Origin of the sequence: Leptolyngbya sp. AN02str (assembly GCF_050565595.1) — a bacterium.
In the GTDB taxonomy this organism is placed as follows: Bacteria; Cyanobacteriota; Cyanobacteriia; order Elainellales; family Elainellaceae; genus Kaiparowitsia.
The window spans coordinates 282,964-304,461 of the sequence record NZ_JBNXVR010000001.1 but is presented as its reverse complement, the minus strand read 5'-3'; the positions used below and the strand labels follow the sequence as shown (position 1 = coordinate 304,461).

Here is a 21,498-nt window from a genome sequence, read left to right as displayed (position 1 = left end):
CTCGCTCAACTTCTGCACCTTTCGCTTTTGCAAAAACGTTTCTATATTTTGTCGTGACTTCATGCTTTATGCTATCCGGCACAAGGTAGAAATATCCGTCCGAAAGCCAAAGGTTCCATTAAGCTTTTTGGAAATTTCTTGGCCGATAGACCTGGAACAACATCCCCTAAATCTCACGGCCCGGATGCTGAGGGAGTGGTGTGCCCAATCTGCTGAGGTTGAGCACATGACCCCCGGTGACTAAATACACGACGGTAGCGATCGCGCCCAGGTGTCGGGTGATGCTGCCCAGGCGATCGCGAAACTGCCGCCCGACAGGATAGGCCGGAACCACACCCCAGCCTGTTTCCTCTGCCACGACAATCACCTCGGCTGAGGTTTGCTCCACAGCCTTGAGCAGCTCGCCCATGGTCGCTTCCCAATCGGCTTCATCTTGCTCCAGCAGGTTTGCCAGCCAAGTCCCCAGCGAATCGATCAACAAACAATCTTGGTCGGAACTGGTGTGAATCAAATCGGTGAGCGCGATGGGAACTTCTTGGGTATGCCATGTTGCAGGGCGGCGATCGCGGTGTTGTTCGATGCGCGATCGCCACTCGTCATCCTCAGCATTCAGCACCGCTGTCGCAACATAGGTGACTGCTTTTTGGGATTGGCTGGCCAGCAGTTCAGCCCACTCGCTTTTGCCTGAACGTGCTGGGCCTGTCACCAAGGTCAATGCCATCTCGTTTCTGTTCCTAATGACGCACTTCGTCCAGAATCTTATAAGGCTTTGAAGCACGTTTCGTGAGCAAAACCGACGACGTATCCTCCATCTGAGTCGGGTCTGCCCCTCGTTCGCCGTGAATTGACCCTGCTGCGGTAGTGAAGTAGTTTGTCAAAATTGCTGAGTTTATCGGATTTCCTCGTAAAATTTACAAAGCATCCGCAAAAAATTAAGCATTTTTGAGGCGCTCAACGGGTTACCAATCCTCAAAAATCGTGGGGCATCCAAATCGTCATGAACTAAATCAACCGACATTGCTGGGAACGTGGGCGAACCGCTGTATGGTTTGAGTCCTGCTATTTTCAATTCGTTCCTGCATTCAGCAATGCCAACCAATGTGTATGGGCTAAGGCAAATTGCTATGAAACCAGAATTGCAGCGTATTGAGGCAATGCTCAGCCAGCTGAAGCAAGTGCAAGATGCTCAAGCATCAATGCATGACGCTACTCAGGGTGATTCTGGCTCAGTGCCGCCCAACGCTGGCACCCTGCCTGCAAAGAAAATGCTGACGGTCCCTCAGCTCGATCCAGAACAGGTGCAGCCGTTGCCTGCCCAAGCGTTGGCAAAATCCCTTGACTTGCCCATGGCTGACCCTTCCCATGCGGCACCGCGCAGCACCACCAACCCTACGCTCGCTTTGGGGTTGTTAAGAGAACTCCAGACGATGGTGTTGAACTGGCAGCAAGAGTTGCAGAGCCTCATGCTTACGATTCAAGACTTGTACCTTGAGGGGCCGGTTGTGGATGGGTGGCTAGAATCGGAACCGATTGATGGGGATACCTCTCCAGCTTCGTTTTTGAGCAATGCCGACTTCAGCCACCTAACGCGATATGTACAATCGCTGTATGACACGCTACCCGATACGTCGCATCACAACTCGGTTGAACCCTCATCAGAGGCGGTGCGGGCGGGATATCGCCTGTGTGGGTTGGATGCGGATGGCAATTTGTGGTGGCATCCGTGCCCAGTCGATCAGGTGCCACAGGTTAGCTTGGCGATCGCCCGACATCAAAAGCTGCGTCAGTTCCTCAGTCGAAAGCAGTACCTTGAGGTGCGCTTGAGCCAACTTTCTGAAGCGCTCATTTCGGTTCACAGCCAGTTGAAAGAGTAGCGCTCAATCGACTTCCGCACTTTGGGAAGCCCTATGGAAATGGATTGAGCGAGCTTAATTGAACGGATGTTGATCAAAGAAACTGTAAATCTTTTTATCTGGCCGTCGCGAATGACGTTTTGTTGTGAATTCATGGCTCAGACGATTAAAAAATAATAATCTTCGTTCAAGAACTCCAGTTGATTCGGCATAAAAAAGAGAAGGGTTTGAGCCGCGATCGTGGTCGTATCACCCTGTACATTCCATTCCGTGTTCACATCTGTGCGTTTCTGTGTGATGGAGTTCGGTGCTAGTTCTTCTGCAGAGCGCATCTACCTGCCCCGCCCGCATGGGTGACTCTGCTTGCCTTGTCTCCATCATTGCCCTATGGCTATTCCCCAAGTTTCAGCCATCATTTGCACCTATAATCGTGCCCACGACCTGGATGGGGCGCTGCGCAGCCTGCTCGATCAGCAGTTTTCGGGCCGGTACGAAATTATTGTGGTTGACAATGCCTCAAACGATCGCACCGCTGCGGTGGTGCAGGCATGGCAAGTGCAGGCAGGCAATCGGGTGCCAATTCGCTATCTTTACGAAGCCACGTTGGGGCTGTCCGTCGCGCGTAACACAGGAGCCGCCGCCGCTCGGGCTGAAATTTTGGCGTATTTAGATGATGATGCGATCGCTCATCCAACCTGGCTTGTAAGCTTGTGGCAGGTTTTTCAAGCGCATTCCGCAGTGGCGATTGCGGGTGGTAAGGTACAGTTACAGTGGCCCGATTCCATGTCGCCACCGCCCTGGTTGTCGGCAGGGTTGAGGAGCAGTTTGGGAGCTTATGATTTAGGCGATCGCCTGCAATTGATTGATTGTCCAGGGCAGACGCCGCGTGGAGTGAACTACGCAATTCGGCGTTCCTTTTGGCAGTCGGTGGGGGGCTTTGATGTCCAACTTGGACGAGTCGGCGGGAATCTTCTGTCCAATGAAGAGCTGTATATGACCCAGCTCGCCATCCATGCAGGGCAGCAGGTGGCTTATGTGCCGCAGGCTCTGGTGCTTCACAAGGTCTCGCCAAATCGTCTGCGCATAGCATGGTTTTTCCGTCGTAGCTGGTGGCAGGGCATTAGCGAATACCATCGCGAGCGACAGATCGGATCACGGTTTCGGGTGCAGCTTCAACAGGGAACAGACCGCTTGTTACGTGGCCTTTACCACGCCTTGCGACCCCATCAAGATCTAGCTCAACGGTTAGATCATGTGGTGTATGCCTACGGCCAACTTGGCTACTTGGCGATCGTCTTGAAAGAGGGACTCACCCAAAAGGTGGGACACAGGCTAGTTCGCAGTGTCGTAAGCTAAGATTGCGAGTCTATGAAACCGATGCGCCCCAAAGTTCCAGTTTCTGTGCTCATTCCTGCTAAGAATGAGGAACTCAATTTGCCTGCGTGCTTGGCCAGTTTGGCTTGCGCGGATGAGGTGTTTGTGGTGGATTCTCAAAGTGGCGATCGCACCACCCAAATTGCCCAAGATGCAGGGGCCACGGTGGTGCAGTTTCATTTTGATGGACGCTATCCCAAAAAGAAAAATTGGGCACTCGATACCCTGCCGTTTCGCAACGAGTGGGTGCTGATTGTGGATTGCGATGAACGCATTACCCCTGAACTGTGGGATGAGATTGCGATCGCCATCCAACACCCCAGTTATGCGGGCTACTATCTCAATCGTCGCGTTTACTTTTTGGGGCGTTGGCTCCGCCATGGTGGCAAATATCCCGACTGGAATCTTCGTCTATTGCGCCATGAGCTGGGGCGCTACGAGCACTTGGGGACTGAAGGAGTGCCCAACACAGGCGACAACGAAGTGCATGAGCATGTCATTCTCAAGGGTCAAGCGGGCTATCTCAAAGCGGATATGCTGCATATCGATTCACGCGATATTTATCACTGGCTAGAGCGCCACAACCGTTATTCCAATTGGGAAGCGCGGGTGTACTACAACTTGCTGAAGGGCATGGGCGATCGCGGCACAATTGGTGCCAACTTGTTGGGGTCTGTGGTGCAGCGCAAGCGTTTTCTCAAAAAAATATGGGTAAACCTGCCTTGTCGCCCAATGTTGCGATTTCTGGTGTTTTATGTTCTGCGGTTGGGCTTTTTGGATGGCCGACCGGGCTACATCTATGCTCGACTGCTCAGCCAGTACGAGTATCAAATTGAGGTTAAGCTTTACGAGCTGCTCAAAATGGATGGCCATATTAACCAGGTAGAGCAGCATTACGGCTCAGGCGATCTGCCGGCTCGAACAGCGGCTAAGCTCATGCGGGATGGACGCTACAAGAGTCCGTCGAGTACGGCTGAGGGTGCATCTATCCACTAACTGCCTTTTTTTTTGGGTGTGCTGTGGGATGGGGAAGTCTGCATTGTGCGCCTGTATGATGGTGTACCGATATTGTTGTGTGTTTGTGTTCTGAAGTGGGGGATCATGAGTTTGTTGCCCAATCGCGATCGCCCTTCCCCAGCCGACCCTTTTTTGGGCGTTCCAGTTTCTGAAGATAATTGCTCCCCTGACTCGGCTCGTCCCGCCATTGATGCACCATCGTTGGTTGACCTCCAACGCTACAACCAATCGGGGTTTGATCGGGGCCGACCCGGATGGTTGATTGTGCTGTGGTGGCTGGTGCAGGCGATCGCCTTTCCACTCACGCTGCATTCCATGAACCAACTGCGTTGTGGCTTGTTGCGCTTATTTGGTGCCAAGATTGGCAAACGAGTCATCATTCGTCCTACGGCTCGATTTACCTATCCCTGGAAGGTCAGTATTGGAGACAATAGCTGGGTGGGCGACGATGTCGTGTTTTACAGCCTCGACCAGATTTCTGTTGGCACACATTGCGTCATTTCCCAAAAATCTTACCTATGCACTGGTACCCACGATATTCATGATCCAGCCTTTGGGCTTATGACCGGGGCGATCGCAATTGGCAATGGCGCGTGGATCGCAACCGACTGCTTCATTTCCCCAGGAGTGTACATTGGAGCCAATGCTGTCATAGGTGCACGGAGTATGGTGTTGACCGACATGCCCGAACAGCAGGTGTGTTGGGGGTCGCCTTGCCGCCCACGCTATGCCCGCACTATGAAACATGACTGATATAGACCTAACAACGCCCGTTGTGTCGAACTCTACGAGACTGGGATGATGGGCCATGGCTAAGTGGCCCACAGCATCTAAACATCCTGAGTTTTGGATAAGCAGAAAAGCTCTTGACCGAAACTGACATTGGCTAGATAAGTTCCAGAGTAGTGAGCAAGATTTACGTCTCTTGGGGGTTGAACTGTGGGTCTACCTAGGAAGTTTCAGTCGATTTCCTTATCATGAAAGCGACTGCCAATATTTGCATTCTTGCCTGAGGGCGCACTGTGGTGCGCCCTTCTCAATACCAACCACGGCCTTAGCTCCTGAACCGTTGAAGAGCGACCCTCGCTTTTGAAGTCTTTGCTCCATAGAGACCGCAAAAGGCCCAACCATCAATCGGTGTTCAGGTACTCCCGGTTCAAGATGCGATCGCCGTGATTTGTCCCCTTCTTGTGATGGAGATTTATGCTGGAAACTTGGCAAGCAAGTGTGGCCGCCATTGTATTTATTTCCGTCATTGCGCTGATCATGACGGAATGGGTCCATTTAACGATCGCGGCCTTTTTGGGAGCGTTGATTTTGGTGTTTGCCAATGTGCTGTCGCTGAATGAGGCGATCGCCTACATCGGCAGCAGCTACTCAACCCTCGCCTTGTTCTTTGGTGTCATGGTATTGGTGCGATCGTTCGAACCCACCAAAATTTTTGAGTATCTCGCAACGCAAATGGTGCTGCTGGCCCGTGGAAAAGGCAAATTGCTATTACTTGGCATTGTGGGCGTCACAACGGTCGTGTGCGCGTTTTTGCCCAATGCCACCACCGTTATGCTGCTTGCACCGCTCATTCCACCTATGGCCGCTGAAGTGGGGGTCGATTTTGTACCGCTGCTGATTTTGATGGTACTAGTCTCCAACAGTGCTGGGTTACTAACGTTGGTGGGCGATCCAGCCACGTTTATTGTGGGCGACGCGATTAACGTTAGTTTTCTCGACTATTTGCTGCGGCTTAGTTTGGGAGGAGCGATCGCACTCCTCGTCATTCTGCTGCTCTTGCCAATCCTGTTCCGAAAAATTTGGAATCGAGAACTCAACAACCTAGATCATTTGCCCACCCCGCAAATCAACCACCCTCGGGTATTAGCGGTAGGTGCCATCATTGTTGGGTTTGTGCTGGTCTTTTTCGTAGTTGGTGAAACCTTGCCCATTCCCGTTACACCCGCGGCGGTTGCGCTCATGGGCGCGGCCCTGGCACTGTTGCTCGCTCACCACAGCAAAATTGATACCCTCAACAACATCCTGCGCGATGTCGATTGGAGCACGCTCATCTTCTTTATGAGCATCTTTGTCTTGATTGGCGGCTTGCAAAAGACTGGAATTATTGCGGGATTATCTAACGTCTTGGCCCTTATTTTGGGACAAAATGTAGCGGGCGCTTCTCTGTTACTCCTCGTTTTGGTGGGAGCTGCCTCAAGTGTTGTGCCCAACATTCCCCTTGTGGTAGCGATGGTGCCCCTGCTCAAGCAGTATTTGCTCAACGTAGGGTTGGTCGGGCCTGAAGTACTTAATCCAAACTTTGGGGGCGATTTCCCACCAGAGGTGTTGCCGCTATTTTACGCCATGATGTATGGAGCAACCCTGGGCGGAAATGCCACCCTAGTAGGCGCTTCGGCCAATATCGTAGCGGCAGGCATCTCGGAGCTGCATGGTCGCCAAATTACCTTTCGACGATTTTTGCACTATGGGCTACCTGTTGCGGTGGCTCAGCTGGTGGCTGCCAGCCTGTATATGCTGTTTCGCTTTTTGCTCTAGTCGCGTTGTGCTATGCTCTCAGCCCCAAGTTTTGAAACGCTGCTGCGTTCAAGCTGATGAGCTTGAAGATCATGAGGTTCTCCTCGGTTAGCGTGCAAACACAGTTAGTGGTCAAATAAGTTTTGATATTGCAGCAGATCCAGCGTGGCAAAGGTGGGTAGACAAGCAAAGCACTCGTAAGCGAGCTCTAGCCGTTCTTCGCGTTCTAGCATGGCGGTTAGCTTTTGGCGCGCATTGAGTAGGTAGCGCACATCGTTGGCGGCGTACTTTAATTGCTCTTCGCTGAGATTAGCGGCGTTGCCCCAGTCCGAAGTTTGGGAGGTTTTGTCGAGTTCAACTTTTTCCAACTCAAAAATCAGATCTTTGAGGCCGTGCCTGGGGGTATAGGTGCGGGCTAGTTTGCTAGCAACCTTGGTACAAAAGATTGGGGTTGTATAAATTTCCAAGTTGTAACGCAGGGTTGCAATATCGAACCGAGCAAAGTGAAAGACCTTGACGATGGATTCGTCTTCAAACAGGGCTTTGAGATTGGGGGCTTCGGTTTGGCCTTTGGCAATGCGCACGACGATGACATGGCCGCTGGAATCGCACAGCTGCACTAAGCACAGGCGATCGCGCCAGGGCAATAAGCCCATGGTTTCGGTATCTACGGCGATCGCCTCGGACTGTTGAAATGCCGCCAGCATTTCGGCAGAGATGTCTTGTTCACACACTTGAAAATCTTGCAGCGCCATAGGTGGAAAATGTGAGGAGTTTGCATTATGTCAAAAGTTTGGCGGGCAGCATTGCCACCCGCCAAAATCATGCCACGTTTGGGCTCGTTCGGTTGAGTTTGTCAGCGATCGCGCTGATTAGCGCTGTTTAATAAACACCTGCGTGAAGTAATACGAACCGTCGCTCGCCTGCGTGACACCAATGCCAATTAAATCAAAGTCCCCTTCTAAGTTGGCGCGATGGCCAGGACTGTTGATCCATCCCTCTACCGCTTGGGTCGCTGGATTGGTATAGCCTCGGTTAAAGGCCACATTTTCGCCAGCCCGACGGTAACGAATCGATTGGGCGATCGCCGCCACTCGCTGTTCAAATCCATCATGGCTGAGCTGTTTTTGCTGAGACATGGCCTCGCTGTGTAGCCGAGCCTGTTGGGTAATCACTGCACTGGGCGCTAGAGATGAGAGACCTCGCTCCTGGCGATAGGCATTGGTTTGCTCCAAAATTTGCTGCTCTAGCGATGTCAGCTCAGGAGCTTCAATCACTGTTGGCGATGGGTTCAGACCGAGGGTCGGTAACCCCGATACTTGAGGCAGTTCCACCCCCAACCCTGACAGACTAGCAATGAGCAGTCCGCTGCCCAACGCAATTCGAAGAAATCGTGACATGAGAATTTCGCGCCTTAAGCGCCCAAATTAAGGTGTTTTGCGGCAGTTTGCACGTCCTTGTCTCCCCGGCCCGAGCAGTTGATCACAATTCGGGGAGAGCCCTCAAGCTGAGGACACAGGGTTTTCAAAAAGGCGATCGCATGGGAAGTTTCCAATGCAGGAATAATGCCCTCCAGCCTGGATAGCTGCTGAAAGCCTTCCAGCGCTTCGGCATCCGTGATGCTGTAGTACTCGGCGCGGCCTACATCCTTCAGGTAGCTGTGCTCTGGCCCCACACCGGGATAATCTAAACCAGCGCTAATGGAGTAAGGCTCAATCACCTGCCCATCAGTATCTTGCAACAGGTAGCTCATCGCTCCATGCAGTACCCCAACTCGGCCTCGAGTTAGCGTTGCGGCGTGCTTCTCAGAATCCACACCCTCGCCACCCGCCTCAATGCCAATCATGCGCACGTTGGCATCTTTGACAAATTCATAGAACAATCCCATCGCATTGGAACCGCCACCTACACAGGCCAGCAGAATGTCAGGTAAACCGCCCCACATCTCCAAGCACTGCTGCCGTGTTTCTTTGCCAATGATGGACTGAAAATCGCGAACCAGCATGGGATAAGGATGCGGCCCCGCCACAGAACCTAAAATGTAGTGAGTGGTTTCTACATTGGTTACCCAGTCGCGAATCGCTTCGGAGGTGGCATCTTTGAGGGTGCCCGTGCCCGACTCCACCGGACGCACCTCTGCCCCCATCAGCCGCATCCGAAATACGTTGAGCGACTGACGCTCCATATCGTGTACACCCATATAAATGATGCACTGTAAGCCAAACCGAGCACACACCGTCGCGGTTGCGACCCCATGTTGTCCGGCTCCGGTTTCGGCAATGATGCGCTGTTTGCCCATGCGCTTGGCCAATAGCACTTGGCCCAACGCGTTGTTAATTTTGTGAGCGCCTGTGTGGTTGAGGTCTTCGCGTTTGAGATAAATTTGGGCACCAGAGCCATCGGGCCGAGCGAAGTGCTGCGTCAACCTCTCGGCAAAGTACAACGGTGTGGCGCGACCCACGTAGTCCTTCAGCAGGCCCTGAAACTCTGCCTGAAACTCGGCATCATCCCGATAGCGATAGAGTGCCGCTTCGAGTTCGGCCAAGGCGGGCATGAGCGTTTCGGGAACATATTTGCCGCCAAACTTGCCAAAGCGCCCCTGAGCATCGGGCACTTGGGTGGACTGGGGTTGGGTGCTGGAAGGAGAGATTGGGGTAAACGTCACGGCTGTTGCTGGATAGATGTAGGTCTACAGCCTCCATTATACGAGGCACCTATGGCAGTTTCGGAGATAGGGTTTTGGGCGATTTGGCAGAGGGGGAGACGCCGCATCGGAGGTGGGTGGCGATCGCTTGCATTGGCCTGCCTTGGAATAGACGATCGCTGGGTTGCTGGGTTCCTGCTTCGCCTGAGATAATTTGAATTGACCTGTTGGGTGTGAACTGCGATGGCTAGCTCAAAGCGATCTGACAAGGCGAAGTCTGGGGGCGATCGCACGGTTTGGCGAGAATTTGGTGGTGATGATAGTGCCGCATTGGAGCGTCCGGTGCCAGAGTTACCGCCCAATCAACAGCAAATCCGGGTGCAGGCTAGCCGCAAAGGGCGTGGTGGCAAAACCGTAACGGTGATTACGGGATTTCAGCTCAAGCCCGAAACGCTCCATGCGCTGATGAAGCAGCTAAAAGCGCAGTGTGGCGCGGGAGGTACCGTTAAGGATGACACGATCGAAATTCAAGGCGACCACGCGCAAAACCTGGTGCAGCTTTTGGTGAAGCAGGGGTATCAGGCCAAGGTCAGCGGTGGCAAAGGCTAACGATGGCTACGCATTGTTCCGGTCGGTCGGTTAGCTGTTGATTTGGCTATTGATGTGATCGAGTCCTGCTTGCACCGCCTGCCGAAAGCGGTCAGTGAGCTGTTCTGTGGTAGAGGTGCGATCGCGTTGGTAGGCTTCCAAATAATCCGCCAAATTCACAGCCTCGCCAACGTGGACAATGACCTCGCAATCGCCTTTGGGAGCGGGCTGATCGATATTGAAAATGGCCCGTTCTAGCCGAATTAGCGTGTCCAAAAACCGTTCTGGCGTGGGTTGATCGGCAACATACCCGTAATACAAGGCATCGAAGTTAAGCAGGCGGTTGGTGGCAATGCGGATTTTGGCGCTGAGGTCGGTGCTAATGCTGGCGGCAGCTTCTGCGGTGGAGTCGAGCGATCGCTGCACCCGATATACCCGCTCTCGCAAGGGATCATTGGGTTTGGGGTCTAGCCCCAAGCTGGCCTCGCAAAACGCCAAGACCTGCTGCCGAATAGCCTGGATGCGCTGGTTGCGATCTAGCGCACTGGTTTGTTCAAGGGTGAGTGCATATTCATGCTCAAACTGAAGCATGGCCCGATCTGCAACAGCCAACAGGCGATCGTAAAAGTCGGTCGTGGTAGTCGGAATCTGAAGCGATCGCTCTAATCTTGTCAGCGTGTCGTCAATTATCGGTGCCATATCGTTGAGGTAACGATACTTCAGGCTGACAGGCAAAACGTAAAGGTCTGCCTGCTCGTCTTGTTTGGCCACTTTGCTCATGGCTTGAAGCGCAATCTGAACCGCACCCGACCGAAATGGCATCACTGTATCGTTCTGAAAGGAGTAGCCACCTTCCGGGAAAATAATCAACCGACAACTGGGCTGAGTCAAAATCTCCAGCGTTTTGGCAATACTAGGGCGATCGCCCATTCCACGCCGAACTGAGTATACTCCAACTCGCTGCATGAGCCAGCCTGTTGCCCCCTTGAACTGCTCTTGCGCCGCCAAAATATTGAATGCATGGCCAACTCGTCCCGATAGCAGAAACACGGCTAGCCAGTCGAAATGGGTTGGATGGTTGGGCAATAGCAACAGCCGTTGAGTTGCCAAAGCCCGAATTCTTTCAACCGACTGGGGTTCCAGATTGAGGCGCATTTGGTAACGCCATTGGGCAACGGGAGGTGCGATCGCCTGAAGCGACTTCACTAGCCAGGGATTAAGCAACGGTGGGTAAAAATTGGCCATACGGTTGGGGTGTGTGCGATCGCGAGTAAACCTGAGCTTCACTCTGGTCAAAATTGGTAGATGCCGCAGTCGGGTCATGGTTCGTGAGCCTTGCCTAAGGCAGTCCCTCAAAACCCTCAAAACTCGACACGAAACGCATCGATTTTGACTGGATTCTCCCATTCACAAAAGGATGGGTTTGCAAATCATAATAAAAAGCACCTCAATTGAGGTGCTTAGTCCGTCAGCTTGATGAGATGGTTGAGATCCACATGGTGGGCTATCTTGCACTTAATCCATCAACATTGATTTCGCTTCTGTGCCAATAACAGGGGCAGAGAGAAACGGGGTCTTCAAATCCAGAATGGGACCATGAGCGATCGCAGGCAAAACCGTGCGCGCCTGAGTTGTTAGTGCAACCGTCGCTACATCATAGGTTTGTGTTGCCAGCTTGGGGTAAATACCAATGCCGATGATAGGCACCAACAGACACAGCGCAATGAACGCTTCACGAGGGTTCGCATCGGTTAGGCGGAACTCCTTCAGCGCAGTCCCTTCAATACCGTAGAAAACGCGACGCAGCATCGACAGCAGGTAAATTGGTGACAAAATCACACCAACCGCTGCGAGCAGCACAACCACCGTTTTGAACGGAACGCTATAGGCATCACTACTGGTAAAACCTAAGAAGATAGTCAGCTCACCCACAAATCCGCTCATACCGGGCAGCGCCAGTGACGCCATAGAGCCAGCCGTAAACAACGCAAACACGGTCGGCATTTGCTTGGCCATTCCGCCCAGCTTGTCCATCATCAGAGTATGAGTCCGTTCGTAGGTCACCCCAGATAGGAAGAACAGAGCAGCTGCAATCAAGCCATGAGAAATCATTTGCAGCATGGCACCGCTGACCCCAATCGTGGTGAAGGAGGAAAGCCCAATCAGCACGAAGCCCATGTGCGCAACCGAAGAGTAAGCCATGCGGCGCTTCAAGTTGTTTTGGGCAAAAGCGGTGAGTGATGCATAAATAATGTTAACGACACCCAAAATCGCCAGAATCGGTGCAAAGTAAGCATGGGCATCGGGCAACATTTCCATGTTCATACGAATCAGCCCGTAACCCGCCATTTTGAGCAGAACACCCGCCAAAACCATAGAGACAGGAGCTGGAGCTTCGCTGTGAGCATCCGGTAGCCAGGTGTGCAGCGGAAAAATCGGCAGCTTAACCCCAAAGGCCAAGAGGAAGGCTGCATACATCAAAAGTTCGAAGGGTAGCGAATAGCTCTTGGCACCCAAAGCCTGGAGGTCGAACGTAACATCGCTGCCACCGTAGAAGGCCATGGCCAATGCGGCAACCAAGATGAATATGGAGCCAGCGGCGGTGTAAAGAATAAACTTTGTTGCGGCGTAAAGACGCTTTTCACCACCCCAGTTGGCAATCAGCAGATAGACCGGAACCAGCTCTAACTCCCACATGAAGAAGAATAGCAGCAGATCTTGAGCGACAAACACTCCAACCTGAGCGCTGTACAACACCAACATGAGGAAATAAAACAGTCGTGGCTTGTCGGTCACTTTCCACGAAGCCAGGATAGCCAGAGTCGTGACTAAGCCCGAGAGCAGAACCAGCGGCATGGATAGGCCGTCGACTGCGACTGACCAGTTCAGGCCAATTTGGGGAATCCATGCATAACTTTCGGCAAGCTGAAAGCCACTGGCTTGAAGGTCGTAATGCTTCCAAAAAGCGTAGAGCATGGAAGCAAATTCAATTAAGCCAACAGCCAATGAATAGCTACGGATGGTTTTTCCGTACTTGTTGGGAAGAAGCGGAATTGGTAGAGCCGCGACCAGCGGGAAGAGGATTAGTGCGGTTAGCCAAGGAAATTGTGTACTCATCATGGGAGCCTACCCATAGACTGCATTGCGTGGAGAGTGCGGGCTAAAAAGCGGTTTGTTAAGTGAAACCGGAGCCTAGTCTGCGGGGCGAAGTTATGCGTCTGAAGAGAGAGGCTCAAAAATGCTAGAAACTCGGAGTTCATAGCACGTGTAGAAGATGGATGAACCACTCTAGGAGATGAAGAGACCGTGGATCTGCACTGCCTCTGTTAACTGCGCTTTGACAGACTAAGTCAAACTAGCGAGCGTTTAATGGGGATTTGTACCTACTTCTTAGGATACCCCAATTGTTAAGTTTGTTAAACACGATTTCTAGAATATTGTTGCTGAAAGAGGGTTACACCCTCTGAATGGGTTACAAACAGTAATGAATTTTAGGGCGATCGCTCTTGATGTTCTCGTGGATAGTTTGCGAGTTGCCATCACGAAGTTGCTCTCTAATCAAGGCTTTTCGGGCGTTCTTCATAAAAATTGGCGTGTGAACCGTGCTCATCCCTATGATGGCAGGGAAAAAAAGAATGTAACAAAATCTTTATATTTCATGGTTTAAGTGAGAGTATCTGCTCTCATCAAGCAGCCCTAACTTCTTGCCTTGTTAGGAGAAATTGGGTGGGGATTTTCGAAATTTTGGAGTAGAGCGATCGCCCCCTTCCGCAAATGCAGCGTTTGCGTCAAAGGGGGGCGATCGCCGCTAGCGTGCAACTCCGTCTAGACTCTGAGGTGTATCGACAGGGTTGTTAGCTGCTAGAGCCCTTCTACAATGGATGCGTCATAGAGCTCTGATGCGTCTACGGGGGTTGGCAGCAGGCCAATTTCTTGACTGGTTTTGGCAGCAAACTCCAGGCTGTCCATTACATTTAGTGAATCGTTGGCATTGAAAACAATAGATTTGTTTTCAGCAATGTTGAAAATGCGCACTGTTTCCAAGAGCGCTGGAACTTCTTCCGCTGTGACTCCAAGTTTACGCGCCACAATCTCATGGGCTTCTGTTGGGTTGTCTCGTACAAAGGCCACGCCTTGATCAATGGCCTTCAAAAAAGCTGCAATCTCGTCTTTGCGGGATTGAATGACTGATTCCTTTGCGACAAGGCCAACGGGAATAATGTTGGTTCCCTTTGAGGTAAAGATGACCTCACCCTGTCCTTCTTTGGCGGCGTTGCTGAGATAGGGTTCGTAAGTGACAGCTACATCGATGCGATTGGCCGCAAAGGCCGAGGCTGCTTCGGCTGCTGGAATGACTTGCAAGCGAATATCCTGCTCGGAAAGTCCAGCGCTCTCTAAATATTTGCGCAGTAGCAAGGCTTGTAAAGGCAAGCTTTCCCAAGCGATATTTTGTCCCTGCAAATCTTGTGGGCTGCTGATACCGCGCGCCAAGATGCCGTCAGCTCCATCGGAATAGTCGGACAGCATGATGAGGCGCAAGCTGGGATCTTGACCTGCCATGACCACCATGTCGGGAACGCCTGTCCATGCTAAATCGAGTCGATCGGCCAGTAGACCTGTGTTGACGTCTGTTGCGATCTGAAAATAGCTGTCTTCAACCTCAACCCCTTGCGCTTGAAAAAAACCTTTTTCTAGGGCGACGTAGTGACCCGCAAACCCCGGCCACGGTGAGGAACCCACTACCAAAGGACGTCCGGGGGTGGCATTTTGACTATTGCAGGCAACCAGAATGCCAAATGCTAGAACGGAGAGGAGAAGAAAGCGAAGGAGGCGGGGCGACGGTTTCAACATAGGTTGCGCGATCGATGAGACAACTGAGTGCTTTTAGAATATGCAGTTTTGGGGGATGAAGATGTCACACGCTAAACGAATTGTGAAGCAGCAGGAGCGATCGCTCTGGAATCTCATGAGGCCTATGCTGTGCGATCGCCGCATTTGGCGAATTATGGTGCCAATGATAGTGAGTGGTATTGTGGTGCTGCTTACGATGGTGCCTGCTTTGGCTCAGTCATCTGGGTTGGATGGGCGTGTGTCGCGGTTGGAGTCGGAAAACTCTCAATTGCGGGCGCGGGTAAACCAGCTTGAATCTCAGGTTTCTCGGCTAGGGCGATCGCCTGCTTCCAGAACTCCCCAGACTCCGCCTCCAGTGGTGCGAGGAACCGAAGGTTCGGCCCTGGCAGAAGATCCGGTCTTTCAACGGTTGGCAACGTTGGTCATTGAACTGCGAGAACGCATTGTTGCCCTGGAGCAAACCCAATAAAACAACACAAAAAAAGCTGGGTTGTGCTCCCAGCTTAAACGGAACCAAACATGAGTCGGGCACACATTAGCTAACGACTCTGACCAATTTGCCGTCGCGCAATTGCACAACGGGGTAGTTGCACATCCGTACTAAGTGTTCGTCGTGAGTGGTGACGATCACGGTAATTCCAATCGAATTCAGCTTTTTCAAGATTTTGATTACTTGAAGCGAGTTGTCGAAATCTAAGTTTCCAGTCGGCTCATCGGCCAGCAAAATTGGCGGTGTGCCAATGATGGCGCGGGCAATGCTGACGCGCTGTTGTTCTCCCCCTGACAGCTCATCGGGAAAACAGTCGGCTTTGTCTTGCAGGCCAACCAGGCGCAAGGTGGGCAGCAAGCGACGATGAATTTCTTTGCGAGAGCAGCCTTGAGCCCACAGGACAAAAGCTACGTTTTCTGAAACGGTGCGTCGGGGAATGAGCTTATAGTCCTGAAATACGACCCCGATGCGGCGGCGTAGCAATGAGAGGCGATCGCCCTTGAGCTGTGAAATGTTCCAATCCTGCACAAGTACATTGCCCTGGGAGGGGCGCTCTGCACCGTACAGCAGCTTGAGTAATGTTGATTTGCCGGCACCTGATGGGCCGGTAATGAAGAGAAAGTCGCCGCGCCCAACCTGGAGATTCACATCATTCAGCGCGGTTGCACCGTTGGTGTAGACCTTGTGCACCCGCTGTAGCTTGACGATGGCATTGGTTGCAGATCGATTTTGCCCAAAACCAAAGGTTGAAGAGGGGGTGGACTGAGAACTGGCGGAGTAGCTGGCTTGTGATGTGATGGGGCGATCGCTAACGGAGGTCATACGGTTTCAACACAATGTTTGGTAAATGGTGAGGTAATCCCAAACCTAGCCTAGAGGCTCAACAGCAGCAGATGCATTCTTGGCGGCGCCAATCATCATACACGGTGCGCCCAATAATCTCGTAAATCATACCGATAGTTGATCACTTTGCAACCCTTTTGTTACAGGATTTACGAGTTTTGCGTTCACTTGGGCGATCGCCAGGCATCTCTTTCGGCTCAAGCTATGGCCAGGGAGAGCTTTCGGCCCAAGCTTAAGCCTCAATCGGGGCACGGTTGGGTTTGCCTGCGCGTCACCCAGCAACCTTGCTTCTAAACGATCGAGCTATTGCCTTTGTAAAGCAGAGATTTCCATGCAAACTTTGGCAAAGCTAACATGCGTCGCCAGCGCCAGGGCTCTTGATAAAGCCGATACAACCATTCCAGGTTGTTATTTCGCAGCCAGCCAGGAGCGCGAACTTTGGTTCCTGACCAAATATCGAAGCTACCACCTACCCCAATCCACACTGAGTTGGGACACAGGTCGCGATGGTTCAAAATCCAAAATTCCTGCCGGGGAACACCCAAACCTACCAAAATTAAATCAGGCTGGAGGTCTTGCAGGGTTTGCTGGAGCTGGTTTTGATCTTCGACAAAGCCATGCTGGACTCCCGCGATCGCCAGTCCTGGGGCTCGCTGTTGCCACACGGCGGCGGCGCGTTCTGCCACACCAGGTGCGCCTCCATAAAAGAAGACGGTGTAGGGTTTTTGCGGCGATCGCTCTAGCAGGGTTTCCGCCAGCTCAATGCCTGGGCAGCGGTTCACCCGTTTGCCTCGCACGCGCAAATACAGGACAACTCCAGCCCCATCGGGAATCACCAGTTCCGCCTGCCGAATTACCGCCGCTAGCGGTTCATCTTGTTCGGCCTGCATCGCCATTTCGGCGTTGAGCGTGACCACATGAACGCCAGCCTTTGCCTCAAGCTGTTGCATTAACCAGTCGGCATAGCTCGGTAAAAGATGAATGGGTAAACCCAGAACAGAGGCCAACTCTGGACTAGAAGCTTCGCGTGAACTGTTGACGGTTTTGGGCATGGTACCGAGTGTGTTGGGTGCCCCAAACGGGCTGCATTTTTCACCCCAAATCTTAACGCTAATTGCGGTGATTATTGCTGTATCGCACCAAAGCCCCTGCCCATTGCAGTTTCTCTCGCAGTGTTTGAAAGTAGGAATAATTTTCTCGCAAAATAATAAACTGCGCCTGACAGTCTGCCATGCGAATATCGACCCGTTGCCCTGGCCAAATAGAGGTCGCCAGTACGCCATCCATCCACAGCTTGGTGGATAGGTCGCGATCGGCTAAGGGCCAAATGCTCACGACCGAACCTGCCGGTAGAACGATGGGCCGACTGGAGAGACTGAGCGGGCAGATGGGTGTCACGGCGATCGCATCCATTCCTGGATGAATAATGGGGCCATTGGCCGCAACTGTGTAACAGGTGGAACCTGTGGGTGTCGCAACAATCAGTCCATCTCCCTGATATTGGTCAACAACTTCGCTATCAATCTCCATTTCCAAAATGGAGGTAATCATGCGATCGGCAGAGGCTGGCTTAACGCACATTTCGTTGAGTGCCAAGAAGCGATCGCTCATGGGCTCCAAATTCGTGCGATTTCCCTCAAAAGTGGTGGCTTGCAGCATCATCCGGCGCTGCACCGCAAAGCGATCTTCTCGCAACCGTTCCCAAACGACTTCCGTATCTTGAAACAGCTCAAGCGACTCTGTCAAAAAGCCCAAATGCCCGCCCACATTCACCGCCAAGATGGGAATTCCATCCGCAGCAAGGTTGCGTGCTGCTGCTAGGGCAGTGCCATCGCCTCCCAATACCACCGCAAGATCGATGGGCTGGGCTACAGATGCCAAAAACACGGGGTAAGGATTGTCTTTGGCCCCACTTGGCCCCAACAAAACCCGGCAACCCCGTGCCTCAAGTTCTTTTGCGCAACGCTCTGCCCAACGTTGACTGTTAATATCTCCGGCCTTGTGAGCAATAATGACCTGTTTTAACTGCACGTTCTTCGGCTATTTGCTAGCAATCACACAAGGAAGAGATTCGAAGCTTACTGCGCTTTGGCAAGCCAAAAGCCTCAAATGGTTGCTCCTCGCTCTACCACTTCAGCAGATTGAATTCCTGCATATCAACCGTATCGCGGTTTCGGTAGATCGACAGTACGATGGCCAAGCCAACCGCAGCTTCAGCAGCGGCGATTGTAATCACAAATACCGTAAACACCTGTCCCTTCACTTGAGCAGAATCTAAATAGTTGGAAAATGCCATCAGATTCAGGTTCACCGCATTCAGGAGTAACTCAATCGACATGAGCACCCGAATTGCATTGCGACTAGTGACGAGGCCATAAATGCCGATGCAGAACAGAGCCGCAGCCAAAAGCAAAAAATACTGAAGTTGCATAATCAAACTCAACGCTATATCGAATCGTGCACACAAAGCCTTAGCGGCGGCCCCCAGTGAGTTCACGAGGACGCTCTGGCAACGTCAAAACTGACTTTCGTTCGGCTGCAGTATCTGGCAAGAACTCGCGGCGTGCCAGCACGATCGCCCCAATCAACGCCATCAGCAGCAACACCGAAGCCAACTCAAACGGTAGCAAAAAGTCGCTAAAGAAATGCTTGCCAATCTCAACCAGTGCCGCATCTCCTGCAATAGGCCCCGACGAAATGACCCAAGGAGTTGACAGAATCATGGCAGACAAGAGACCAAACAATCCCACGCACACCAACGCAGTGGCGGCACGTCCTAGCCAAGCATTTTTCACCGGGTTGAAATCCTCCCGTTTGTTCACCAGCATGATTCCAAACAGGATCAAAACGTTGACAGCTCCGACATAGATGAGAATTTGGGCTGCAGCCACAAACCCCGCATTCAATAAAATGTACAGGCCGGAAATGCTAATGAAAACTCCGCCCAACAAAAACGCTGAATAGACAATGTTGTCGAGCAGTACGACACCCAAAGAAGTTGCCAGCATCATAAATGCCAGGATGCCGAGAGATACAATTTGAACGCCTTCTGCCAGGTTCACTGCGTTGTGTACTCCAAGTAAAGGGTGTATAGACTCAAGCGTCACTGCGACTATCGTGACAGGTTTGGTTCATTTCTGAGCCAGAAGTGAGAATGACATTCTGCATCTAGTCAGCGCTAGGAGCAGGAGGGGTTGCCTCTTCCAATGCTTCTAGAATTTCGGCAGGTAGTTTGCCAGCTCGCTGTGAGCCTTTGGGGAGGTCGTGCGGCTCGGTGATCCCTTTGGGCAGATAAACCAGCTCGCGCAATGGAGTCACCATGGGGTCTTCTGTCACCTTGTAGGGCAGGCGACCAAGGGCTACGTTGTCGTAGTTCAGCTCGTGGCGATCGTAGGTTGACAGCTCATATTCTTCGGTCATGGAGAGGCAGTTGGTAGGGCAATACTCTACACAATTGCCGCAAAAAATGCAGACTCCAAAGTCGATGCTGTAATGGTTGAGCTTCTTCTTTTTCGTCTCTTTATTAAATTCCCAATCGACAACGGGCAGGTTGATTGGACACACTCGAACGCAGACTTCGCAGGAAATACACTTATCAAACTCAAAGTGAATGCGACCCCGGAATCGCTCGGAGGGAATGAGCTTTTCGTAGGGGTACTGCACCGTAATGGGACGACGCTGCATGTGGTCAAAGGTGACAGACAGACCCTGCCCAATATATTTGGCGGCCTGAACTGCTTCTTTGGTGTAATCGCCAACTTGTTTGAGAAATTTCAGCATTGGAATGTTCTCTCAGGCTCAAAGGATGGTCGGTAGGGGGTGGAACTCAGGCGAGTTTTGAGTTCTCAGAGTGGTTGGGAGGCCAGGCTGGGCGATCGCCCTCATGGATTACGGATATCCAGATTTATGGAAGAGCTCGGATCACTCTAGCCCCCAAAGGCAATGGGGAAGGCTAACTTGAGGCCAGCAGTTGCGAGTAGATTGACCAACGAGATGGGCAACAGGAACTTCCAACCCAAATCCAACAGTTGGTCAATACGAACACGGGGCACCGTCCACCGCAGCAAAATGGCCAGGAACAGCAGCAAATAAGCTTTGAACAGCGTCATCACAATCCCAAGGGCTGCTGCGATCGCCTGGAACCACGAGGCCGATTCGCTAACGCCCAGCATATTGGCCAGCCAGCTTACAGGCACGGGCGATTCCCAGCCGCCCAGGTACAGCACCGAAAACAGCAGCGCCGACAGCACCAAGTTGGCATAGGAACCGGCGTAGAACAGCATGAACTTAACAGCGCCGTACTCAGTTTGATATCCGGCTACCAGCTCTTCTTCTGCTTCGGGCAAGTCAAAGGGCATGCGTTCGCACTCTGCCAAAGCGGCAATCCAGAAGATGATAAAACCGATGGGTTGACGCCAAACGTTCCAGCTCAGGATGCCGTAGCCCGACTGCTGGTTCACAATGTCAACCGTGCTGAGGGAGTTGGACATCATGACGATCGCCAGGACCGACAGCGCCAAGGGAATTTCGTAGCTAATCGACTGGGCCGCCGCCCGCAGGCCACCCAAAAGCGAGTACTTATTGTTGGAAGCGTATCCCGCCATTAGCAAGCCAATGGGCACAATGCTCGACAGCGAAATCCACAGAAAAATGCCGATGCCCAGGTCTGTAATGAGGATATTTTGACCGAAGGGAACAATCAGAAACGACAAGAACACTGGCACAAACACGATGATAGGAGCCAGCGCAAAGAGCCACGGATCTGTCTTGGCTGGAAAGACATCTTCCTTGGTTAAAAGCTTGAGTACGTCGGCAACAGGAACCAGCAGACCCTGTGGCCCCATGAATTCTGGACCAATCCGCTGCTGAGCTGCCGCAGAGATTTTGCGCTCCATCCAGGTGGAAACTAGGGCAAGCACAGTGACCGCCCCGACAATGATGACCATCGGCAGGGGAAGCCAAACAACTTTGGCGACGGCATAGGGAAGGCCCAACCCGTGAAGGAGTTCAATAAAACTTCGCTGTAGGTCGATTCCTGAATCCATGACAGTTCCGGTGCTGACGAATAGATAGGTAAGCTGAGCCCAAAAGATGGAAGATTCCAGCAAATTGCCCAGAGGTGCCCAGTTGATGAAGTTCTCTTATTTAAGATTTCTTACCAACTCTCTGATTCAGTATACCGATTAACTGAGTCGCTATAGGCTTGCTGGCCATCTTCAAACATGACAAATTCCTGGCTTATGAATAAGTCTGACTGAATACAACCCAAAGCTTATCCATTTCATGGAACAAGGACTATCATTAATTGCTATCGC

The 21,498-nt window shown here is 52.1% G+C and carries 21 protein-coding genes; 7 read left to right on the top strand and 14 right to left on the bottom strand.

Annotated elements, in window-relative coordinates:
- Nucleotides 1-166: 166 nt before the first annotated feature.
- Nucleotides 167-721, bottom strand: a complete 555-nt coding sequence (gene cobU / locus ACQ4M4_RS01325) for a bifunctional adenosylcobinamide kinase/adenosylcobinamide-phosphate guanylyltransferase (RefSeq protein ID WP_430682640.1) — start codon at nt 719-721, stop codon at nt 167-169.
- Between the two features lie 403 nt (nt 722-1,124).
- On the opposite strand from cobU, the gene ACQ4M4_RS01320 reads away from it, so the two are divergent.
- The 5 genes from ACQ4M4_RS01320 (at nt 1,125) to ACQ4M4_RS01300 (ending at nt 6,788) form a co-directional block, all read left to right on the top strand.
- Nucleotides 1,125-1,874 (top strand): hypothetical protein, encoded by a 750-nt coding sequence (locus ACQ4M4_RS01320; protein ID WP_430682639.1) that lies wholly within the window; start codon nt 1,125-1,127, stop codon nt 1,872-1,874.
- 366 nt (nt 1,875-2,240) lie between these two features.
- Nucleotides 2,241-3,209, top strand: a complete 969-nt coding sequence (locus ACQ4M4_RS01315; RefSeq protein WP_430682638.1) for a glycosyltransferase family 2 protein — start codon at nt 2,241-2,243, stop codon at nt 3,207-3,209.
- A 12-nt stretch (nt 3,210-3,221) separates the two neighbouring features.
- Complete coding sequence (locus ACQ4M4_RS01310) at nt 3,222-4,223, top strand: glycosyltransferase family 2 protein (RefSeq protein ID WP_430682637.1); 1,002 nt, start codon at nt 3,222-3,224, stop codon at nt 4,221-4,223.
- 105 nt (nt 4,224-4,328) lie between these two features.
- Nucleotides 4,329-4,997 carry a hormogonium polysaccharide biosynthesis acetyltransferase HpsU gene (hpsU, locus tag ACQ4M4_RS01305; RefSeq protein WP_430682636.1) on the top strand — a complete coding sequence of 223 codons (669 nt, stop codon included), beginning with the start codon at nt 4,329-4,331 and terminating at the stop codon, nt 4,995-4,997.
- Between the two features lie 450 nt (nt 4,998-5,447).
- Nucleotides 5,448-6,788 carry an SLC13 family permease gene (locus ACQ4M4_RS01300; protein ID WP_430682635.1) on the top strand — a complete coding sequence of 447 codons (1,341 nt, stop codon included), beginning with the start codon at nt 5,448-5,450 and terminating at the stop codon, nt 6,786-6,788.
- 104 nt (nt 6,789-6,892) lie between these two features.
- Here the strand turns inward: ACQ4M4_RS01300 and ACQ4M4_RS01295 are convergent, their stop codons facing one another.
- From ACQ4M4_RS01295 to trpB, 3 genes are all read right to left on the bottom strand, one after another.
- Nucleotides 6,893-7,522 (bottom strand): ribonuclease H-like domain-containing protein, encoded by a 630-nt coding sequence (locus ACQ4M4_RS01295; protein ID WP_430682634.1) that lies wholly within the window; start codon nt 7,520-7,522, stop codon nt 6,893-6,895.
- Nucleotides 7,523-7,639: 117 nt separating this feature from the next.
- A complete protein-coding gene (locus ACQ4M4_RS01290) occupies nt 7,640-8,167 on the bottom strand; it encodes a CAP domain-containing protein (RefSeq protein WP_430682633.1) in 528 nt (175 codons plus the stop codon).
- Nucleotides 8,168-8,181: 14 nt separating this feature from the next.
- Nucleotides 8,182-9,432 carry a tryptophan synthase subunit beta gene (gene trpB, locus ACQ4M4_RS01285; RefSeq protein WP_430682632.1) on the bottom strand — a complete coding sequence of 417 codons (1,251 nt, stop codon included), beginning with the start codon at nt 9,430-9,432 and terminating at the stop codon, nt 8,182-8,184.
- 222 nt (nt 9,433-9,654) lie between these two features.
- Between trpB and ACQ4M4_RS01280 the strand changes: the two genes are divergently transcribed.
- Nucleotides 9,655-10,020 (top strand): translation initiation factor, encoded by a 366-nt coding sequence (locus ACQ4M4_RS01280; protein ID WP_430682631.1) that lies wholly within the window; start codon nt 9,655-9,657, stop codon nt 10,018-10,020.
- A gap of 30 nt (nt 10,021-10,050) precedes the next feature.
- On the opposite strand, the gene ACQ4M4_RS01275 is transcribed toward ACQ4M4_RS01280, so the two are convergent.
- The 3 genes from ACQ4M4_RS01275 to ACQ4M4_RS01265 form a co-directional block, all read right to left on the bottom strand.
- A complete protein-coding gene (locus ACQ4M4_RS01275; RefSeq protein ID WP_430682630.1) occupies nt 10,051-11,322 on the bottom strand; it encodes a 1-acyl-sn-glycerol-3-phosphate acyltransferase in 1,272 nt (423 codons plus the stop codon).
- A gap of 192 nt (nt 11,323-11,514) precedes the next feature.
- Nucleotides 11,515-13,119, bottom strand: a complete 1,605-nt coding sequence (locus ACQ4M4_RS01270; RefSeq protein ID WP_430682629.1) for an NAD(P)H-quinone oxidoreductase subunit 4 — start codon at nt 13,117-13,119, stop codon at nt 11,515-11,517.
- Between the two features lie 741 nt (nt 13,120-13,860).
- On the bottom strand, nt 13,861-14,850 hold the full coding sequence (locus tag ACQ4M4_RS01265; RefSeq protein ID WP_430682628.1) for an ABC transporter substrate-binding protein: 990 nt from the start codon (nt 14,848-14,850) through the stop codon (nt 13,861-13,863).
- 61 nt (nt 14,851-14,911) lie between these two features.
- Between ACQ4M4_RS01265 and ACQ4M4_RS01260 the strand changes: the two genes are divergently transcribed.
- On the top strand, nt 14,912-15,319 hold the full coding sequence (locus ACQ4M4_RS01260) for a hypothetical protein (protein ID WP_430682627.1): 408 nt from the start codon (nt 14,912-14,914) through the stop codon (nt 15,317-15,319).
- Between the two features lie 66 nt (nt 15,320-15,385).
- Here ACQ4M4_RS01260 and ftsE read toward each other — a convergent pair whose 3' ends face one another.
- From ftsE to nuoH, 7 genes are all read right to left on the bottom strand, one after another.
- Nucleotides 15,386-16,162, bottom strand: coding sequence for a cell division ATP-binding protein FtsE (gene ftsE / locus ACQ4M4_RS01255; RefSeq protein WP_430682626.1), 777 nt, complete (start codon nt 16,160-16,162; stop codon nt 15,386-15,388).
- A 311-nt stretch (nt 16,163-16,473) separates the two neighbouring features.
- Entirely contained in the window at nt 16,474-17,235 is a 762-nt protein-coding gene (locus ACQ4M4_RS01250; protein ID WP_430682625.1) for a WecB/TagA/CpsF family glycosyltransferase, read from the bottom strand.
- A 58-nt stretch (nt 17,236-17,293) separates the two neighbouring features.
- Nucleotides 17,294-18,214 carry an NAD(+) kinase gene (locus ACQ4M4_RS01245; protein WP_430682624.1) on the bottom strand — a complete coding sequence of 307 codons (921 nt, stop codon included), beginning with the start codon at nt 18,212-18,214 and terminating at the stop codon, nt 17,294-17,296.
- Nucleotides 18,215-18,308: 94 nt separating this feature from the next.
- A complete protein-coding gene (gene nuoK / locus ACQ4M4_RS01240) occupies nt 18,309-18,614 on the bottom strand; it encodes a photosynthetic/respiratory NAD(P)H-quinone oxidoreductase subunit E (protein WP_430682623.1) in 306 nt (101 codons plus the stop codon).
- A gap of 40 nt (nt 18,615-18,654) precedes the next feature.
- Nucleotides 18,655-19,245: an NADH-quinone oxidoreductase subunit J gene (locus ACQ4M4_RS01235; protein WP_430682622.1), complete on the bottom strand. Its 591-nt coding sequence runs from the start codon at nt 19,243-19,245 to the stop codon at nt 18,655-18,657.
- Nucleotides 19,246-19,351: 106 nt separating this feature from the next.
- Entirely contained in the window at nt 19,352-19,960 is a 609-nt protein-coding gene (ndhI, locus tag ACQ4M4_RS01230) for a photosynthetic/respiratory NAD(P)H-quinone oxidoreductase subunit I (protein WP_430682737.1), read from the bottom strand.
- Between the two features lie 149 nt (nt 19,961-20,109).
- Nucleotides 20,110-21,228 carry an NADH-quinone oxidoreductase subunit NuoH gene (nuoH, locus tag ACQ4M4_RS01225; RefSeq protein ID WP_430682621.1) on the bottom strand — a complete coding sequence of 373 codons (1,119 nt, stop codon included), beginning with the start codon at nt 21,226-21,228 and terminating at the stop codon, nt 20,110-20,112.
- Nucleotides 21,229-21,498: the final 270 nt, after the last annotated feature.

What these genes read in the sequence shown, in the direction of transcription:
- cobU (WP_430682640.1), bottom strand. Translation starts at nt 721, where the DNA reads ATGGCATTGACCTTGGTGACAGGCCCAGCACGTTCAGGCAAAAGCGAG.
- ACQ4M4_RS01320 (WP_430682639.1), top strand. Translation starts at nt 1,125, where the DNA reads ATGAAACCAGAATTGCAGCGTATTGAGGCAATGCTCAGCCAGCTGAAG.
- ACQ4M4_RS01315 (WP_430682638.1), top strand. Translation starts at nt 2,241, where the DNA reads ATGGCTATTCCCCAAGTTTCAGCCATCATTTGCACCTATAATCGTGCC.
- ACQ4M4_RS01310 (WP_430682637.1), top strand. Translation starts at nt 3,222, where the DNA reads ATGAAACCGATGCGCCCCAAAGTTCCAGTTTCTGTGCTCATTCCTGCT.
- hpsU (WP_430682636.1), top strand. Translation starts at nt 4,329, where the DNA reads ATGAGTTTGTTGCCCAATCGCGATCGCCCTTCCCCAGCCGACCCTTTT.
- ACQ4M4_RS01300 (WP_430682635.1), top strand. Translation starts at nt 5,448, where the DNA reads ATGCTGGAAACTTGGCAAGCAAGTGTGGCCGCCATTGTATTTATTTCC.
- ACQ4M4_RS01295 (WP_430682634.1), bottom strand. Translation starts at nt 7,522, where the DNA reads ATGGCGCTGCAAGATTTTCAAGTGTGTGAACAAGACATCTCTGCCGAA.
- ACQ4M4_RS01290 (WP_430682633.1), bottom strand. Translation starts at nt 8,167, where the DNA reads ATGTCACGATTTCTTCGAATTGCGTTGGGCAGCGGACTGCTCATTGCT.
- ACQ4M4_RS01280 (WP_430682631.1), top strand. Translation starts at nt 9,655, where the DNA reads ATGGCTAGCTCAAAGCGATCTGACAAGGCGAAGTCTGGGGGCGATCGC.
- ACQ4M4_RS01275 (WP_430682630.1), bottom strand. Translation starts at nt 11,322, where the DNA reads ATGACCCGACTGCGGCATCTACCAATTTTGACCAGAGTGAAGCTCAGG.
- ACQ4M4_RS01270 (WP_430682629.1), bottom strand. Translation starts at nt 13,119, where the DNA reads ATGATGAGTACACAATTTCCTTGGCTAACCGCACTAATCCTCTTCCCG.
- ACQ4M4_RS01265 (WP_430682628.1), bottom strand. Translation starts at nt 14,850, where the DNA reads ATGTTGAAACCGTCGCCCCGCCTCCTTCGCTTTCTTCTCCTCTCCGTT.
- ACQ4M4_RS01260 (WP_430682627.1), top strand. Translation starts at nt 14,912, where the DNA reads ATGTCACACGCTAAACGAATTGTGAAGCAGCAGGAGCGATCGCTCTGG.
- ftsE (WP_430682626.1), bottom strand. Translation starts at nt 16,162, where the DNA reads ATGACCTCCGTTAGCGATCGCCCCATCACATCACAAGCCAGCTACTCC.
- ACQ4M4_RS01250 (WP_430682625.1), bottom strand. Translation starts at nt 17,235, where the DNA reads ATGCCCAAAACCGTCAACAGTTCACGCGAAGCTTCTAGTCCAGAGTTG.
- nuoK (WP_430682623.1), bottom strand. Translation starts at nt 18,614, where the DNA reads ATGCAACTTCAGTATTTTTTGCTTTTGGCTGCGGCTCTGTTCTGCATC.
- nuoH (WP_430682621.1), bottom strand. Translation starts at nt 21,228, where the DNA reads ATGGATTCAGGAATCGACCTACAGCGAAGTTTTATTGAACTCCTTCAC.